Here is a 16,924-nt window from a genome sequence, read left to right on the forward strand (position 1 = left end):
TTCACTGTGCCCATGAACTCCGCTGCCCTGAACTTTGACACCCATCTTACTGCTGCCCTGACCCAGCTCAACCACCCTTTTCGCATTCCCCCGACCACATCTCTCCCGGGCACCAGTCGCACCGCCACCGCACTGGAAGAGGCGACACAGCGCTGGCGAAGACACTGCACGCTGGCTTCCCAGGCGGTCGGAGATCACCTGACCCAGCTGCGTGAGTTCAGCCTGGCGTTGGAATCCACCGACCGGGAGTTCTCGGAGAGTTTCAAGGCTTACCGATGAGCACACCCCTGCTACCGCTGCACAGCCCAGACCTGCTCAGCCTCGCTGAACTGCTACGACATAGCGGCACCGCGATGGTGGGGGAGGCCAGCGATCGGGAGACTGAGTGGTCGGCGCTGGCGGCAACGGCGTCCGGGGCAGGATTCGAGCAAGGATTCCGCCACCTGAACCTGCAGCACGCCCCACTCCCCCAGGTCGCTCAGCAGATCACTGAGGTCAGCGAGGTACTCGCTAAGGTGGCCGGGCTGCTGATCCCCTGGGAGGAACTCCTGGACCGGGCCCTCCCGTTGGCGGAAGCCCTCGGCGAATACCACCCCGGTCTAACCGTTATTCTGCAGCAGGTGGCGGCGGCCGCCCAGCTCCTTGATTTCATGTGTGCCCGGGAAATCACCGCCCGTTGCGCGGTGGAGGTGCCGCCGCCAGCGGAAGCCTTCGCTGACTTCCAGGGACTTTCCGCCGCCGCCATCCACGAATACCATCTACCGAATCTCCTGCCGGAACTTGAGCAGCTGGCCGGCCAACACCCGGAGCTGCAGTTCCTGGAGGTCGGCGAAGGCACCTTTGTGGCGGCACTCGGGGATATCGACACCGCTGATGCCGTGGTCACCATCGCTGCTGGCACCGGGTCCGCGGCCCCCGAAAGCTGGCCCACCTACGTTGACCGCGCGCGGAATATCTCCCAGGCCACCGGTGCCGCCACGGTCCTGTGGATGGGCCACCCTGCCCCCGCCACGGTGCCCGAGGCACTGAGCCGGATTCCCGCGGAACAGGCGGCACCAAAGCTCCGTGAGTTTCAATCTGAACTGGCCCGCCGGAATCCGGGACAACATCGGGTGATGCTCGGATACAGCTACGGATCAGTGGTGGTCGGCCGGGCCGCGAACCGGCGGGGACCCGGGCTGGCCGCCGATGATGTGGTCTTGATCGGCAGTCCCGGCGTCGGGGTGGCCAAAGCCGAGCACCTTCATCTGGACAGCGAGACACCCCGCGTTCATGCGGTTACCGGATCAACGGACCCGATCGGCCTCTCTGCCACCGCTTTAGGCGGGATCCACGGTGTTGACCCCACCTCCCGGACCTTTGGCGCCACGGTGTGGGAATCACCGGCCAATCACTCCGAGTATTGGCATGATCCGCAGTTTCTCGGGCAGCTTCGCTCGGTAGTGGCCGGGAGATGAGGCGCTGAGGTGCCGCGCTGTTCAACGCGGGACACCAGTGGTTCTTTTTTAGCTTCTGGTCAGCGAGCTTCCCCTCGACGATGCCTCGACGCTTACTTCTCCCGCAAGGAAAAACCCAGCCGTTCCTCGGAGAAGAGCATGATCAATGCGATGCCGAGGGTGCCCGCGGCAGCGGTGAGCCACCAGGAGGTGTGCCAGCCATGGGCCTGTGCGGCCAACCATGCCAACAGGATGGGGCCGAGGAAATTTCCGGTGTTCTGCATCTGCTGCATCAGCCCGACCACACCGGGCGGCGAACCCCCGGGCGGGGCCAGGTCCACGGCAATCCGAAACATGGAGGTGGGGATCAGGGCGCCAACCATCGAAAAGATACAGACCAGCACAAACTGCGGGATGAAGGTACCGGGTAGGACAGACCAATCCACGGCGTAGACACCGAAGGAAGTGATGCCCATGACCACAAAGGCAGTGATGACCAGCTTGCGGACGGCAATTCCGCGCCGCAGCAGTAATCCGGCCATTACCGCGCCCACGGCGTTGACCCCGCCGGCGACGGCCGAGAGCGCCCCACCCAGCACGGGGCCGACCCCGTACGCCTCGTAGACGGTGGGCAGAAACCCGATCACGGCAGTCCATTGGACGGTGTAGCAGGAGAACACCGCACCGGCGATCCACGGCTTCCAGCTGCGCACCGTCACCCAGACCCGGCCGAAGGCCGCTCCCACGCCACCCTCCCGCCGGGAATCTGGGGCCGTGAACTTCAGCAGCAGCGGAATCCCGACGGCGGTCACGGCAGCCATGATCCAGTACCACATGCGCCAATCAGTGACCTGCAGGAGAAGTGAGCTGCCCAGCACGGCAATGAAGGTCGCCATCCCCTGGAACCCCGCCCAGGCCCCCATCGCGATGGTCAACCGGTCGGTCGGGGTGTCGCGGCGGATCAACGCCGGAGCCATCACAGTGACTGCGAGATACCCGATGCCTTCCAGGGCGCGGGCGGACATCATCACCGCTGACGTGGTCGCCAGAGCACTGATCACGGTGCCCGTCACCAGCAGGGCCAGGCCGAGGATCACGGTCCGGCGCAGCCCCACGCGTTCGCCCATGATGGATGCCGGAATTCCGCCGAATACTCCCGCCAGCTGCACCAGCCCCAACAGTAGGCCGGCCTGCACCAGGCTGATGCTGAGATCGGCCTGGACCTCCGTGAGCGCACTGGGAAGTTTCCATACGTGCATCGCTGCGATGACGCCACAGACCACCACGACGATCCACGTCGCGTTCCCCGATCGTCGACCGGTGAGGGTAGGCGGCTGCGAGACAGTGGTCATGCCGTGGAGCTCCTAGTTTAAGAGGTTGCTTTAGGTAGGTGACCCTAGCCCAGTTCCACTGGCTTTACCGGCGTTTATCCGCAAGATTGAGTTAATGGGTAGTACTGCACCCCCTGCTCCCCACATCCCAGCAGTCCGGCAGACCCCGATGCCACGAGCTGCGCAACCTGACCACCGGGACTCGCCACAACGGATGGATCGGCGGTTGGTGGACAAGGCATCCCCTTCGCGGGCGAACCGACCCTACCTGCGGCATCGAGCCATCGCAGCGATGGATTCCGATAAAAGAAAACCAGAAAGCCACCGCGCGGCGAAAGGATCACGCGGTGGCAGGCCACCGGTCGGTGATCCGGGGGCGCACAAGGGCCGAAACATCCATTGCGTGGTGTTTAACGCGCTCAAACACGACCTCGCAGTGTGTTTCGATGCCACCGTCCGAATCGCGAACATCGACCGGTGGCTCACACGACTTTCGTAGCAGAACCTAGAACAGGCCGGAGGGCTTCTCCGTGTAGGAGACCAGCATGTTCTTGGTCTGCTGGTAGTGGTCCAGCATCATCAGGTGGTTTTCGCGGCCGATACCGGACTCCTTATAGCCACCGAAGGCGGAGTGCGCCGGGTAGTTGTGGTACTGGTTCACCCAGACACGACCAGCCTGGATAGCGCGGCCGGCACGGTAGACAATGTTGTTCTGGCGGGACCAGACACCGGCGCCCAGGCCATAGTTGGTGTCATTGGCAATGCGGATCGCCTCATCAAAATCCTTGAAGGTGGCCACGGAGAGCACCGGGCCGAAGATCTCCTCGCGGAAGATGCGCATGGAGTTGTCACCGCGGAAGACGGTGGGCTCAATGTAGTAGCCACCCTCCAGACCCTCAATCTTATTGACGTTACCGCCGGTCAGGGTCTGGGCGCCCTCCTTCGGGCCGAGCTCGAGGTAGGAGCTGATCTTCTCCATCTGCTCCAGGGAGGCCTGGGCGCCCATCATGGTCTCGGTATCCAGCGGGTTACCGATCTTGATGGCCTCGACCCGCTTGGTGCCCAGCTCCAGGAACTCATCGGCGATGGACTCGTGGACCAGCGCACGGGAAGGACAGGTACAGACCTCACCCTGGTTGAGGGCGAACATCGCGAAACCTTCGAGGGCCTTCTCCCGGAATCCGTCATCCTCGTCCATGATGTCCTTGAAGAAGATGGACGGCGACTTACCGCCGAGCTCCAGGGTGACCGGGATGATCTTGTCGGAGGCGGCCTTGTTGATGATCTTGCCGACCTCGGTGGAACCGGTGAAGGCGATCTTGGCGATCCGGTTGGAGCCGGACAGTGCCGCACCGGCCTCGCCCCCCAGTCCATTGACGATGTTGAGCGCACCATCCGGGAGCAGATCACCGATGATGTTCATGAGGTAGAGAATTGACGCTGGGGTCTGCTCCGCAGGCTTGAGGACGATGCAGTTACCGGCGGCCAGTGCGGGGGCGATCTTCCAGGTCGCCATGAGGATCGGGAAGTTCCAGGGGATGATCTGACCGACCACGCCCAGCGGCTCCTGGAAGTGGTAGGCCACGGTGTCATTGTCGATCTGGGAGGTGCGCCCCTCCTGCGCCCGGATGGCACCGGCAAAGTAGCGGAAGTGATCGATGGCCAGCGGGATATCGGCGGCGAGGGTTTCGCGGACGGCCTTGCCGTTCTCCCAGGATTCGGCGACCGCGATCTCCTCGAGGTGCTCCTCCATGCGGTCAGCGATCCGGTGCAGGATCAGGGCGCGTTCCGCCACGGAGCTCTTGCCCCAGGCATCAGCGGCGGCATGGGCGGCATCCAGCGCGAGTTCAACATCTGCGGCGGTGCCGCGGGCGACCTCGGTGAAGACTTCACCCGTGACCGGGGTGATGTTCTCCAGGTACTGACCCTCCACCGGCGGCACCCACTTACCGCCGATGTAGTTTTCATATCGCTTCTCGAAGTTGGCGATCGCGCCTTCGGTACCCGGGTTTGCATACACGGTCATGGTGAAGCCTTTCCTCTGAAAATTCGAGTCGCCCGAACAGTCCTGCTGGGGCTGTGATGACTACCCCCCTTTGTATCCGCACTCCAGATGTGACGCAAGCAACTTTCATTTCCCAGGTGTGAACTGCAGCATTGGAAATTCTGAGAAGATGACACGGTTCCACGATAGCCGCTGGTCAGAAGGAAATAGAGAAAACCCTCGTCGCCCCAGATGGGGGTGGCGAGGGTTTCCAGGATGGGGAGGGGCGCATCCCCGGCGAAGTTGGCTAACGTTGCCGTTCGCGTCGGGAACGGCGCGGCTCCCACATCACCACAGCGGTGGAGCGGGGAACGTGCACGATCTCCCCACGGGAGCGTCCGCCGCCACGTTCCAGATGATCACGTAGCTGCTGGTTCGCCACCCGAAGTTCAGCCACCTCGGATTGCAGCACATCATTGGCCTCGGTGAGTTCAATAATCGCCTTGATACCGGCGAGATTAACCCCCTCGTCCTGGCTAAGGCGCTGAATCTTTCGGAGCATTGCCACGTCCCGGCGCGAATAACGCCGGCCGCCACCGGAGGTTCGGATCGGGGTCACCAAACCCATCCGGTCATAGGTGCGCAATGTCTGCGCATGCATGCCGGACAGTTCCGCCGCCACCGAGATCACGAACACCTCACCGACCTCGATGGAATCCACCGGATCCTGGCCGGAAGACGTTCCGGATTCTTGTGTCGCCATGATTTCTCCTCACCTCCCTCCGCTCTCGAATCCCACCACTATCAGCTCACACCGGAATCCCGGAACACTACTTCCGCTGCGCTCCGGCCCACTCTGCCCGGGGATCAAAACCGGAGTCCTTCTCGGCCTGGGCGTAGGTCCGCAGCGCGCTGGTTGCCGCCGCATTCAGGTCCTTGGGAATCTTCACCTGCACAGTAACCAGCAGGTCACCGGCCTCGCCGCTGCGCTTCGGGACGCCGCGGCCCCGCACCCGAAGAGTGCGGCCATTCGGGGTACCCGCCGGTACCTTGACCCGCACCAGGGAATCCAAGGTCGGCACCGTGATGGTCTCGCCGAGGGCTAGCTCGGTGTAGGACACCGGAACCGTGACCTCGAGGTCATCTCCGGATCGTGTGAACACCTTGTCCTCACGGACATGCACCGTGACAAAGAGATCACCGGCGGGCTTACCGTTGGGACCGGCCTCGCCCTGGCCCGCGAGGCGAACCTTCTGCCCGTTGATCACACCGGAGGGAATCCGCACGGTGATGGAGCGGGTGCGGTTGACCGTACCGGTGCCGGAGCAGTGGGTACAGGGGTCGGTGATGACCTGGCCGGAGCCACCGCAGGTGGCACAGGGTGCGGAGAGTCCGAAGGCACCTCGGCTTTCTGAGGTGAAGCCGGTGCCGGAGCAGTCGCCACAGGTGGAGGGGTTGCCGGATTTGGATCCCGAACCGTGGCAGATATTGCAGGGCGCATCACCGGTCAGTTGAAGCGGGATCGTCGTCCCTTTCGCCGCCTCGACGAAATCAAGGGTGATCTCCGTTTCGACATCTGCGCCCCGCGTCGGCCGAGCTGTCCCGCGAGAACCGCCGCTGCGGTTGAAAAGGCCACTGAAGATATCGCCCAGACCGCCGTCTTCAGAAAATCCTCCACTGGATCGGTCGCCGAAGAGGTCGGAGGTGTTGAAGTCCGACGTCTGGCGAAACCCGCCGGGGAATCCGGCGCCCCCGCCCCTGCCGAAGCCGGAGAAACCTCCGCCACCCAGCATTGCCTTCATCTCATCGTATTCTTTGCGCTGCTTCTCGTCGCCGACCACGTCATAGGCGGCGGCGGCCTTCTTGAAGCGCTCCTCCGCGGGCGTGTCACCGGGTTTGGCGTCCGGATGGTTCTCGCGGGCGAGCTTTCGGTAGGCCTTCTTGATCTCCTCCGCGCTGGCGGTCGAAGACACCCCGAGGTCGGCATAGTAATCCTTAGTTGCCCACTCGTTCTGTGCCATCAGACACTCTCCTTTAACTTCTGTAGAACTTCGTTTCAACTGATTTCAGCGGCAACCGCAGAGCATCGGCCAAATGCTGGTTATTACTTGTGGTTGAGTCTAACGCACTGAAGTTTGAGGCTGGATCCCACTGAAAACCACAGTCCCTCTGATGCTCTGTACCCGGCCTGAGCCTGTTGAACCGAAGCTCCCTTCAGCCAGCGCTTTTGAACTTGACCCACGGCACTTTGTGCCACAACACCTGCATCCATCAGCACCTGAGCCGAGAAGAACCCGCACGCTCTCCGATGAGAAGGTGCGGGTTCCTGATCCCCGATTGAATGTTCTGACCGGTATACACCGGTCAGGATTGGTTCAATCTCAGGCGGGGTCGGCGATGATGACCATTGCGGTGCGGATCATCCGCTCGCCGGAGCGGTAGCCCTTGCGAAGGACCGTGCCGATGACCTTCTCATCGCCGGAGGACAGATCCTGGACTGCCTCGTGGATCTCCGGGTCGAAGGGGTCACCCTCAACCGCGAAGGATTCCAGCTTCTGTTCCGTCAAGGTGCTACGGAACTTATCGGCGAAGACCTTCAGCGGTCCCTCGGTGAGGTCACCGTGCTGCTCTGCGAGATCGAGATCATCGAGAATCGGCAGCAGCTTGATGATGACCGTGGTCTTGGCGGTGTCGATGACACCCTGGCGGTCACGCTCGGTACGACGACGGTAGTTGGCGTACTCCGCGCTGACCCGCTTCAGATCCTCGGTGCGCTCGGCGAGTTCTGCCTCAACGCTGGCCTCGAGCCCCTCTTCCGAGGAGGCCTCGGCGTCGGCAAGCTCGGCGTCCAGATCAGCGAGCGCGGCATTGATGTCGCTCTCCAGGGTCGCATCGAAAGCCGCATCCTCGGGCGCTGCCGTCTGGCCGATCTCGGCCTCCTCGGTAGCAGCCTCGGCACGCTCCGCCGAAGTTGCCTCCGGATCGGTGTTCTCCGGGTCGCCGGGGTTCTCCGGCATGCCGTTGGACTGGGTCACTTCGCGTCACCCTCCTTCTTATCCTCGGCGCCCTCAGCGGAGTCCTCGTCGACAACCTCGGCGTCGACGACGTTGTCATCGGCATCCGGGGTTTCGGCCTGGGTGGCACCGGAGTTGGCGTCAGCCTCGTAGATGGCCTTGCCCATCTCCTGGGACTCGGTGGAGAGCTTCTCCACGGCAGCCTTGATGGCCTCGAGGTCATCGCCCTTCAGCGCCTCGTCGACAGCCTTGGCAGCCTCTTCGACCTTCGTCTTCAGGTCTTCAGAGACCTTGTCGGAGTTCTCCTCGACGAACTTGCGGGTCTGGTAGGCCATGGACTCAGCGGAGTTGCGGGTCTCCTGCTCCTCGCGGCGCTGCTTGTCCTCCTCGGCGTGAGCCTCGGCGTCCTTGACCATGCGGTCGATCTCGTCCTGGGACAGGCCGGAGCCGTCCTGGATCTTGATGGTGTTTTCCTTGCCGGTGCCCTTGTCCTTGGCGGTGACATGGACAATGCCGTTGGCGTCGATGTCGAAGGTGACCTCGATCTGCGGGACGCCACGCGGTGCCGGTGCGATGCCGCCGAGCTCGAAGGAACCGAGCAGCTTGTTGGCGGAAGCGATCTCGCGCTCACCCTGGAAGACCTGGATCTGCACGGAGGGCTGGTTGTCCTCGGCGGTGGTGAAGGTCTCGGAACGCTTGGTCGGGATGGTGGTGTTGCGCTCGATGAGCTTGGTCATCACGCCACCCTTGGTCTCGATGCCCAGGGACAGCGGGGTGACGTCGAGCAGCAGCACGTCCTTGACCTCGCCGCGGAGCACGCCGGCCTGCAGGGCAGCGCCCACGGCGACGACCTCATCCGGGTTAACACCCTTGTTCGGCTCGCGGCCACCGGTGAGCTCCTTGACCAGGTCGGTCACGGCCGGCATACGGGTGGAACCACCGACGAGGACCACGTGGTCGACCTCGGAGATGGAGAGATCCGCATCCTTGATCACCTGGTTGAAGGGGTTCTTGGTGCGATCCAGCAGGTCCTGGGTGAGGCGCTGGAACTCGGTGCGGGACAGGGTCTCGTCCAGGAACAGCGGGTTCTTCTCGGCGTCAACGGTGATGTAGGGCAGGTTGATGTTGGCGGACTGAGAAGCGGAGAGCTCAATCTTGGCCTTCTCAGCGGCCTCGCGCAGACGCTGCAGCGCCATCTTGTCCTTGGTCAGGTCGATGCCGTTGGCAGCCTTGAACTTCTCAACCAGCCAATCGACGACGCGCTGATCCCAGTCATCGCCACCGAGCTTGTTATCACCGGCGGTGGCACGGACCTCGACAACACCGTCGCCGATCTCCAGCAGGGAGACGTCGAAGGTACCGCCACCAAGGTCGAAGACCAGGATGGTCTGCTCCTGCTCGCCCTTCTCCAGGCCGTAGGCCAGTGCAGCAGCGGTGGGCTCGTTAACGATGCGCAGAACGTTCAGACCGGCGATCTGGCCGGCCTCCTTGGTGGCCTGGCGCTGTGCGTCCTCGAAGTAGGCCGGGACGGTAATGACAGCGTCGGTAACCTCCTCGCCCAGGTATGCCTCAGCGTCGCGCTTCAGCTTCATCAGGGTACGAGCGGAGATTTCCTGCGGGGTGTAGTTCTTGTCATCGATGGCGACAGACCAGTCGGTGCCAACGTGGCGCTTGACGGAGCGGATGGTGCGGTCGACGTTGGTGACTGCCTGGTTCTTCGCAGACTGGCCGACCAGAACCTCGCCGTTCTTGGCGAAAGCAACGATCGACGGGGTGGTGCGGGCACCCTCAGAGTTGGCGATGACGACGGGCTCGCCGCCCTCCAATACAGACACCACCGAGTTGGTGGTACCGAGGTCGATTCCTACTGCACGTCCCATAGTGATTTCCTCCTGTTGATCCGGGATCTATCTTTAAGTTGACTGCGCTCAGCTCAACTTCTGGAACCAGACTAACAGATCCCCTTGAGCCGATGACACTCAACCTTGTATCTATGACAACGAGCCTAACCCCAAAGTTGTTCCCGCCCCACTCAACTTCCTGCATTTTGGCAGGTGATCAGGGATAAATGGGTGGGAACCCTGAGAAATTCCACGCACATTTAGCCGTTTTCAGGGTCCCACCGTTCGCTACTGGCGAACTCAAAACACCGGATCCACCTCGCCCAGCGCACCTTCAGTGCGCTTTTCCCGGGCTAAGATCCTCAACATCCCGTGCCAGCAGGAGGTGCACAAGGCTGGGTCACCTACCGACATCCCCCGGTGAGCCCGGATGCCCCGGTAATCCTGGATGCCCCGGAGCCTCGGTTTTCATCGGCGCCTTGAACTGGGCGTTGTAGAGCCGCCGATAAGCTCCCCTCGCCGCCAGCAGCTCATCGTGGGTACCCTGTTCCACAATCGCCCCACCCTCCATCACCAGGATGAGGTCGGCATCGCGGATCGTGGACAACCGGTGTGCGATGACAAACGCGGTGCGGTCCTGCCGCAACTTCGACATCGCGCGCTGGATGAGCAACTCAGTTCGGGTGTCCACCGATGAGGTCGCCTCATCCAGGATCAACAGCCGCGGATCAGCGAGAAATGCCCGGGCGATGGTGATCAGCTGCCGTTCGCCGACCGAGAGGTTCCTCGCCTCATCATCGAGGACCGTGTCATACCCTTCAGGGAGCATGTGCACGAACCTGTCGACATAAGCTGCCACAGCCGCGTTCACCAACTCTTCCTCGGTGGCCTCGGGCCGACCGTATCTGATGTTCTCCCGGATCGTGCCGGCGAAGAGCCAGGTGTCCTGCAGCACCATGCCGGTGCGCGCCCGCAGGTCATCCCGGGCCATCCGGCTGATGTCGACGGCGGTCGAGCCATCACCGAGCCCGAGTGTGATCGATCCGCTGTCTATGTCGTAGAACCTCATGAGGAGGTTAACGAGGGTGGTCTTGCCGGCCCCCGTCGGCCCGACGATCGCGACCGTGCTCCCCGATTTCGCGGTCAGATTCAACCCCATGATCAGCGGTTGCTCGGGCAGGTAGCTGAAGGAGACATCCCGGAACTCCAGGTGGTTGGCCTGTGCCGGGGCGGACTCCGCCGGGTCGGGGTCCGGCTCTTCTTCTGCTTCGTCGAGCAGCTCAAACACCCGCTCCGCACTGGCCACCCCGGACTGCAGGAGGTTGGCCATCGACCCCAGCTGCGAGAGCGGCTGCGTGAACTGGCGGGAGTACTGGATGAACGCCTGTACGCCACCGATCGACAGCGCTCCGGCCGCGACCTGGATTCCGCCGACGACGGCAATGGCAACATAGCTGAGGTTCCCGACGAAGATCATGCTGGGCATGATGATGCCGGAGATGAACTGGGCGCCGAAGCTGGCTTGGTAGACCCGGTCATTTTCTTCCTCGAAAGCCGTCTCGACCACCTGCTGACGTCCGAAAACCTTGACCAACGCATGGCCGGAGTAGGTCTCCTCCACCCGGGAGTTGAGGATGCCGGTCTGTTTCCACTGTTCCACGAACAGCTTCTGTGATCGTCGCGCCACGAGCACCGTGATCAGGACCGTCAGCGGGATGGCCACCAATGCGATAGCCGCCAGCAAGGGTGAGATCACAAACATCATCACCAGTACACCGATGACGGTCAGTAATGAGGTGATGGCCTGCGACAACGTCTGTTGCAGGGACTGGCCGATGTTATCCACGTCGTTGGTCACGCGGCTGAGGAGGTCCCCGCGTTGCACCCGATCAAAATAGCTCAGTGGCAGCCGGTGGATCTTGGCCTCCACCTGAAGTCGCAGCCGATGCATCGCTTCCTGCACGATCTTGTTGAGGATCCTCGCCTGGAAGAGACCGAACACACTGCCCAGGAGGTAGACGCTCAGGACCAGTAACAGGATCGTTCCCAGCCGCGAAAAATCGATCCCGGAACCAGGGACGATGTCCATTCCACTCAACATGTCGGCCTGATTCGTCTGTCCCGCCGCGGTGAGCTGATCCATCACCTCCTGCTGCGAGGTGCCCACCGGAAACTGCCGCGACATGAACCCCGCAAACACAACGTCTGTCCCCTTACCGAGCAGCCACGGGCCGAGGACGGTCAGTCCGACACTGAGCACGGCGAGCACGATCACCACAATGATCCGGGGCATGTCCGGGCGCAGGCTCCCGAGTAGCCGTTTGGCGGAGGGAAGGAAGTTCTGGGCCTTTTCCACGGGAGCCCCACGCCCCATCCCCATCGGGCCACGCCCACCCATCGGACCCCGGGCCGGTTCAGACTTGATTCTGCTCTGGTCGCTCATGACGCGGCCTCCACGCTCTCCTGGGATTCCACGATCTCGCGGTAGGTCCCGCTGCTTTTCAGCAGTTCAGCATGGCTGCCCATCCCGACGATCCGACCATGATCGAGCACGACGATCTGATTCGCATCGCGGATCGTGCTGACCCGCTGGGCGACCACCAGTTGGGTCGCCCCCGGCAGCCGGGTGCTCAGGGCGTTGCGGAGGGCGGCATCAGTGGCCACATCCAGCGCCGAGAAGGAGTCGTCGAAAATGTAGATTCCGGGTTTCTTCACCAGTGCCCGGGCGATCGCGAGTCGTTGTCGTTGCCCACCAGAGACGTTTACTCCGCCTTGCGAGATTTCGGCTTCCAGCCCCTGGGGCATCGCCTCGACAAAATCGCGGGCCTGCGCGATCTCCAAGGCCTCCCAGAGTTCTTCCTCAGTGGCGTGTTCATGGCCGTAGCGCAGGTTCGAGGCGACCGTGCCGGAGAAGAGGAACGCCCGCTGCGGGATCAAGCCGATGCGCTGCCACAGTTCATCCGGGTCGAAGTCACGCACATCCGTGCCATCCACGCGGACCGTGCCGGCGGTGGCGTCGAAAAGCCTGGGTACCAGCCCGATCAGCGTCGACTTTCCGGCTCCCGTCGAGCCGATGACCGCGGTAGTTGTGCCCGGTGCCACCCGGAAACCGATATTGCTGAGCACGGGTTGATCTGCCCCTGGATAGGCGAATTCAACGCCTTCGAAAACGATATCGCCGGTTGTCCGATCAGGGGCCACCGGCACTGAGGGGGCGGTCACGGAGGTCTCGGTGTCCAGTACGTCGCCGATGCGCTTGGCCGAGACCGCTGCCCGGGGGACCATCACGAACATGAACGCCGCCATCATCACCCCCATCAGGATCTGCATGATGTACTGCAGGAAGGCGAACAGGGTGCCGATCTCCGAGTCGCCCGCCTCCACCTGGAAGGCACCGAACCAGATCACCGCGACGCTCGAGAGGTTCATCACCAGCATGACCGCGGGAAACATCAGGGCCATCAGGTTGCCGGAGCGAACCCCCACCTCAGCGACATCCTGGCTGGCAGTCTCAAAGCGGGCGCGTTCCTCCTGCTCCCGGACGAAGGCCCGGATCACCCGGATCCCGGTGAGTTGTTCCCGCATGATCTGGTTGATCTTGTCGATCCGCTGCTGCATCAGCTGGAAGATCGGCACCATCCGCACAATGATGAGGCTGACGATGATGATCATCACCGGGATGCTGACCACCATCAACCAGGACAACCCGACGTCCTGGCGCACCGCCATGATGACACCGCCGATGGCGAGCATCGGCGCCGCGACCATCAGGGTCGAGGTCATCTGCACCAGCATCTGGATCTGCTGCACATCATTGGTGTTGCGGGTGATCAGCGATGCGGGCCCGAACCGACCCACCTCGCGCTCAGAGAAGCTCACGACCTGCCGGAACAACGCTGCCCGCAGGTCCCGGCCCATGCCCATGGCGAGTTTGGAGCCAAAGTAGACGCCCGCGATCGCGCAGGCAACCTGGACCAGCGTGATACCGAGCATCACCGCGCCCGTCGACCAGATATAACCGATATCTCCGGTGACCACGCCATGATCAATGATGTCCGCATTCAAGGTCGGCAGCAGCAACGAGGCGAAGGACTGTGCCACCTGGAACAGGATCACCGCGAAGATCAGCGGCCAACTCGGCCGGAGAAAACGCACCAGCAGGGTCCAGAGCATGATCAGTCCTTCCCACGGGTGAGGCCCGGGAGATTCCGGGGCTCCGGAGAATCGATGCTGGGCTGCAGGATCAGCAAGCAGCCGCGAAGGTTCAGCCGTTGTTGCTGCGTCGACTGCGCCTGCGCGCACCGGTGTCCATGAGGCAAAGCCCTTGGTACGGCCATACGCCCCACGATAGCAAGACTGTGATCTGGCTTACTGGTTCTCGAGCGTGCCGATCTGGGCTGCTGCCTGGCCCTCGCTGGCCAATCGGGTTTCCTGGGCCCTATCCGACAGCTTTCTCAGAACCACAACGTTAAGCCTTGAACCCACGTCCCCAGGCTCAGCAGCCACGGCCACCAGGAACCCACCGTGAGCAGGAATCCACCCACCGCCCACAGCAGCAGGGGCCAATAGCTTATCGACGGCCCCGAGCTCCCCGAGCTTCCGGGCGCAGGTGCCGCCGCACCATCGCACTCTCCATCGATGAATTCTTGTGATTCATCGCCGATCGGGGTGAAACTGACCTGAAGTTTCGGCTCCACCGACTGGCCCTGGTATTCATTGGCGCTGACATCCGGGAAGCGCAGTGAGTCCTGCAGCCCGGCGACTTCACAACTACCGATTTCAATCCTCGCCAGCAGGTGACCAGGCTCCGCAGTCACCAGGTTTTCTCTGGCAGCGGCATCGGTGCCCAGCAGCCAGGTGGTTTCCCCAGGCCCCGGTGCCGGGATCTCAAATTCCCCGGGTACCGCACTCCCGCTCACCGCCTGTGCTTCGGTGCCGACACCGAAGTAGCCGTGCTCGCTGATCTCATAGTCACCGAGGCGGACCTCCCAGGTTCCGGCGCGGGCGTCGAGGTTGCGCACCAGGTAGGTGCGCTGTGCGGTGTCTCCCGGAGACATGTTGGCGGTGCTCCATGCGGCGAGTTCCTCGGTCAGCTCACCTCGTCCGACCCACTGTCCGCCGGGCACCGCGATGGCGACCTGTGCTACCTCGGTGGGTGTTTCCTCCCCGGAGCTTCCCGATAAAAGACTCGCGACCAGTGAAAACGCGGTGCTCAATGCGGTAGAGATCATTGCGAGGTCCCCGTCACAGTCCAGGTGGCGGTCTCGGTGGGCGGTGTGGTGCCGCCGAGCAGCCAATTATTGTTATTTAGCCAGACTTTGACGCACAGCTGCGTCGCCGCACCTGCCTCACCAACGGGATTCGGAGCTGCAATATCGAAGGAGGAGCTTTCCTGACCACGCAGATTTTTTTCAAGAGTCAGATAGGTTACCCCGGGCGCCGCCACTCCTTCAGCATCACAGGTGGCCACGCCCGCAAAGATTTCCCCGCGTAACGACGCCGCGAAACCACTGTCGGCGCTCAGCCCTGTCTCTCGGACAGCGGCAGTAGCTCCGGTATTTGAGCCCGTCCCAGCACGAACCTGCAGCTGTGTGTAGACAGCATTCTCCTCCCCAACCTGCAGTGCCATCTGATCCGGAACAAAGGTCAGTTCAGTACTATCCCCCCAGGTCACGCCAGTTGTTGAACCCTCGAGGTCCAGTACCGGTTCCACGATCACACTGAATTCCGTCTGTGCGAATTGGCTCGCACTGCGCTGCGCCTCCGTGAGGCTTATCGACGCCGCGACGGTCATCCCCGCAGCAAGCACGGCGACCACGGCACCCACGCCGAGACGCCGCTTCCGGGCAGCATTGTTATTCATCATTCTCACGGGTGGTCACGGCCGCTGGTTCAGTGGGATTATCTGAGGTCTCGGTGGGTTCGGTCGATGTGCTGATGCTCGTGGACTCGCTGGTTTCTGAGATCGTGGGGGAGGTGAACGTTGTTGAGGGTGCCGGTGAGATGATTATCGAGGTCAGCTCCAGCAGGTCAGAGCTCGGCAGCACAGCTCCAGGAATAATCGGGCGGACCTGGACAATAGCGCCATCTGCCAATTCGATCTCAATGACCGGAATCTGCTCATCGGCAGCCTCAGCGCTGAAGAGCTTCCAATTGGAGCCTTCCACCTCCCCGGTTTCACTGATCTCAGCGAGAACTTCCTCGATGATCAACCGGTCCAGAGCATCCAGCTCACGGGTGGCCAAAAGCTGGTAATCGATAGCTTCGGTATAAAGGGTGTCTTCGGTGGTGAAGCCGGAGGTTTGTGGGGCACCGGAGGCGGAGGTCTGTGTGGTTTCTGGGACGTTCTGCAATGCCCGCAGCGGCGATTGATCTGGAGCCTGCAACGGACTCAACTGCTGTTCCTCACCACTCATGGTGAAACCACATTCAGAGCGGACAGTTAGCGTTATCCAGCCGCTATCCGACGGGATGAGACCTAACAGCCCGCCGGTAGTAGATCTGAAGGAAAGTTCAATCCCAGAATAGGCTTGAGTAGAGTCTCCTTCTGGCGTCCAGCTCGGTGTCAGCCGCACATATGCGTCGCCCCACCCCAGCAAGGAACCTACTCTTTTTGGCTCGGGAATCCATGGCGTATCATTCGAAATTTGGGCGATATCCTTTTCAACACCGCTAGTGATCAAACCTAAAGTGCTTGCTCCTCCGTATTCCACAATTCCAGTGGGTGGAGTGGCCTCTGCACGAGGTTGGCCTTCTTCATCAAGGAAGCACCGCACCTGGGTATTCAGCGAATTGTTCTGAACTGCTGCACCGATTAAAGGCGTATCAAGACCTAGCCCCAGCAAAGATGAGTTCACAAACATGGAAAACGCACCATTAGTCGTGGCGGCACCCGAGACATCTCCCTCATTCCAGCAAGCTAGCCCTTCAGCACCTTCTCCTCCTTGGACACAAACATCCGAGGAATAAATAGCACTACCGCTGCCAACTGAGACCTCACCACTCTGGGCCGTAGTTTTTCCTTCTCCGGCCGTAGTGGTCTCCCAGACTTGGCTGCCGATGGTCGTCCGCGAATATCGCGAGAGCACCTCCGGGGGTTTCTCTGCGGCCCGCAACCCAGCACTAAAGTCCACCGAATCGGTGTCTGGTACCAGAGTTATCTCTGGCTCTTCATTATTTTCTTGGGCACCGACAGCCACCCAAGACAGCGCCATTGCCAGTACAGAGGCTAAAGCGATGACGCTTACTCTGGCGGCGGAACGCGGTTTAAACTTCCCCATGACTTAACCCGCCACTTCCGTGACGACAAATTCCCAGT

At 62.0% G+C, this 16,924-nt stretch carries 13 protein-coding genes; 2 read left to right on the forward strand and 11 right to left on the reverse strand.

Annotation, left to right across the window (positions count from 1 at the left end; all coding sequences use genetic code 11):
- Positions 1-12: 12 nt before the first annotated feature.
- Positions 13-279 (forward strand): hypothetical protein, encoded by a 267-nt coding sequence (locus ACTU46_RS11320; RefSeq protein WP_443381779.1) that lies wholly within the window; start codon positions 13-15, stop codon positions 277-279.
- Positions 276-1,457, forward strand: a complete 1,182-nt coding sequence (locus ACTU46_RS11325) for an alpha/beta hydrolase (protein ID WP_443381780.1) — start codon at positions 276-278, stop codon at positions 1,455-1,457. The genes ACTU46_RS11320 and ACTU46_RS11325 overlap by 4 nt, the downstream gene beginning before the upstream one ends.
- 92 nt (positions 1,458-1,549) lie before the next feature.
- Here ACTU46_RS11325 and ACTU46_RS11330 read toward each other — a convergent pair whose 3' ends face one another.
- From ACTU46_RS11330 to ACTU46_RS11380, 11 genes are all read right to left on the reverse strand, one after another.
- A complete protein-coding gene (locus ACTU46_RS11330; RefSeq protein WP_443381781.1) occupies positions 1,550-2,788 on the reverse strand; it encodes an MFS transporter in 1,239 nt (412 codons plus the stop codon).
- Between the two features lie 484 nt (positions 2,789-3,272).
- Positions 3,273-4,793, reverse strand: a complete 1,521-nt coding sequence (exaC, locus tag ACTU46_RS11335) for an acetaldehyde dehydrogenase ExaC (protein WP_443381782.1) — start codon at positions 4,791-4,793, stop codon at positions 3,273-3,275.
- A 265-nt stretch (positions 4,794-5,058) separates the two neighbouring features.
- The gene (locus ACTU46_RS11340; protein ID WP_443381783.1) at positions 5,059-5,514 is read right to left on the reverse strand and encodes a heat shock protein transcriptional repressor HspR; all 456 of its coding nucleotides are present in this window, start codon (positions 5,512-5,514) and stop codon (positions 5,059-5,061) included.
- Positions 5,515-5,581: 67 nt separating this feature from the next.
- Positions 5,582-6,775 (reverse strand): molecular chaperone DnaJ, encoded by a 1,194-nt coding sequence (gene dnaJ, locus ACTU46_RS11345; RefSeq protein ID WP_443381806.1) that lies wholly within the window; start codon positions 6,773-6,775, stop codon positions 5,582-5,584.
- Positions 6,776-7,132: 357 nt separating this feature from the next.
- Positions 7,133-7,786 (reverse strand): nucleotide exchange factor GrpE, encoded by a 654-nt coding sequence (gene grpE / locus ACTU46_RS11350; RefSeq protein ID WP_443381784.1) that lies wholly within the window; start codon positions 7,784-7,786, stop codon positions 7,133-7,135.
- Positions 7,783-9,645, reverse strand: a complete 1,863-nt coding sequence (gene dnaK, locus ACTU46_RS11355; RefSeq protein WP_443381785.1) for a molecular chaperone DnaK — start codon at positions 9,643-9,645, stop codon at positions 7,783-7,785. Before dnaK ends, grpE begins: the two co-directional genes overlap by 4 nt.
- 361 nt (positions 9,646-10,006) lie before the next feature.
- A complete protein-coding gene (locus ACTU46_RS11360; protein ID WP_443381786.1) occupies positions 10,007-12,049 on the reverse strand; it encodes an ABC transporter ATP-binding protein in 2,043 nt (680 codons plus the stop codon).
- On the reverse strand, positions 12,046-13,779 hold the full coding sequence (locus tag ACTU46_RS11365) for an ABC transporter ATP-binding protein (protein ID WP_443381787.1): 1,734 nt from the start codon (positions 13,777-13,779) through the stop codon (positions 12,046-12,048). The genes ACTU46_RS11360 and ACTU46_RS11365 overlap by 4 nt, the downstream gene beginning before the upstream one ends.
- A gap of 281 nt (positions 13,780-14,060) precedes the next feature.
- Positions 14,061-14,837 carry a hypothetical protein gene (locus tag ACTU46_RS11370; RefSeq protein ID WP_443381788.1) on the reverse strand — a complete coding sequence of 259 codons (777 nt, stop codon included), beginning with the start codon at positions 14,835-14,837 and terminating at the stop codon, positions 14,061-14,063.
- The gene (locus tag ACTU46_RS11375; RefSeq protein WP_443381789.1) at positions 14,834-15,472 is read right to left on the reverse strand and encodes a hypothetical protein; all 639 of its coding nucleotides are present in this window, start codon (positions 15,470-15,472) and stop codon (positions 14,834-14,836) included. The genes ACTU46_RS11370 and ACTU46_RS11375 overlap by 4 nt, the downstream gene beginning before the upstream one ends.
- On the reverse strand, positions 15,462-16,886 hold the full coding sequence (locus ACTU46_RS11380; RefSeq protein WP_443381790.1) for a hypothetical protein: 1,425 nt from the start codon (positions 16,884-16,886) through the stop codon (positions 15,462-15,464). The genes ACTU46_RS11375 and ACTU46_RS11380 overlap by 11 nt, the downstream gene beginning before the upstream one ends.
- Positions 16,887-16,924: the final 38 nt, after the last annotated feature.

It is taken from the genome of Corynebacterium sp. A21, from assembly GCF_052266655.1.
Classification (GTDB): domain Bacteria; phylum Actinomycetota; class Actinomycetes; order Mycobacteriales; family Mycobacteriaceae; genus Corynebacterium.

Coding starts and splice junctions, on each gene's coding strand:
- ACTU46_RS11320 (WP_443381779.1), top strand. CDS start 13: ATGAACTCCGCTGCCCTGAACTTTGACACCCATCTTACTGCTGCCCTG.
- ACTU46_RS11325 (WP_443381780.1), top strand. CDS start 276: ATGAGCACACCCCTGCTACCGCTGCACAGCCCAGACCTGCTCAGCCTC.
- ACTU46_RS11330 (WP_443381781.1), bottom strand. CDS start 2,788: ATGACCACTGTCTCGCAGCCGCCTACCCTCACCGGTCGACGATCGGGG.
- exaC (WP_443381782.1), bottom strand. CDS start 4,793: ATGACCGTGTATGCAAACCCGGGTACCGAAGGCGCGATCGCCAACTTC.
- ACTU46_RS11340 (WP_443381783.1), bottom strand. CDS start 5,514: ATGGCGACACAAGAATCCGGAACGTCTTCCGGCCAGGATCCGGTGGAT.
- dnaK (WP_443381785.1), bottom strand. CDS start 9,645: ATGGGACGTGCAGTAGGAATCGACCTCGGTACCACCAACTCGGTGGTG.
- ACTU46_RS11360 (WP_443381786.1), bottom strand. CDS start 12,049: ATGAGCGACCAGAGCAGAATCAAGTCTGAACCGGCCCGGGGTCCGATG.
- ACTU46_RS11365 (WP_443381787.1), bottom strand. CDS start 13,779: ATGCTCTGGACCCTGCTGGTGCGTTTTCTCCGGCCGAGTTGGCCGCTG.
- ACTU46_RS11370 (WP_443381788.1), bottom strand. CDS start 14,837: ATGATCTCTACCGCATTGAGCACCGCGTTTTCACTGGTCGCGAGTCTT.
- ACTU46_RS11375 (WP_443381789.1), bottom strand. CDS start 15,472: ATGATGAATAACAATGCTGCCCGGAAGCGGCGTCTCGGCGTGGGTGCC.
- ACTU46_RS11380 (WP_443381790.1), bottom strand. CDS start 16,886: ATGGGGAAGTTTAAACCGCGTTCCGCCGCCAGAGTAAGCGTCATCGCT.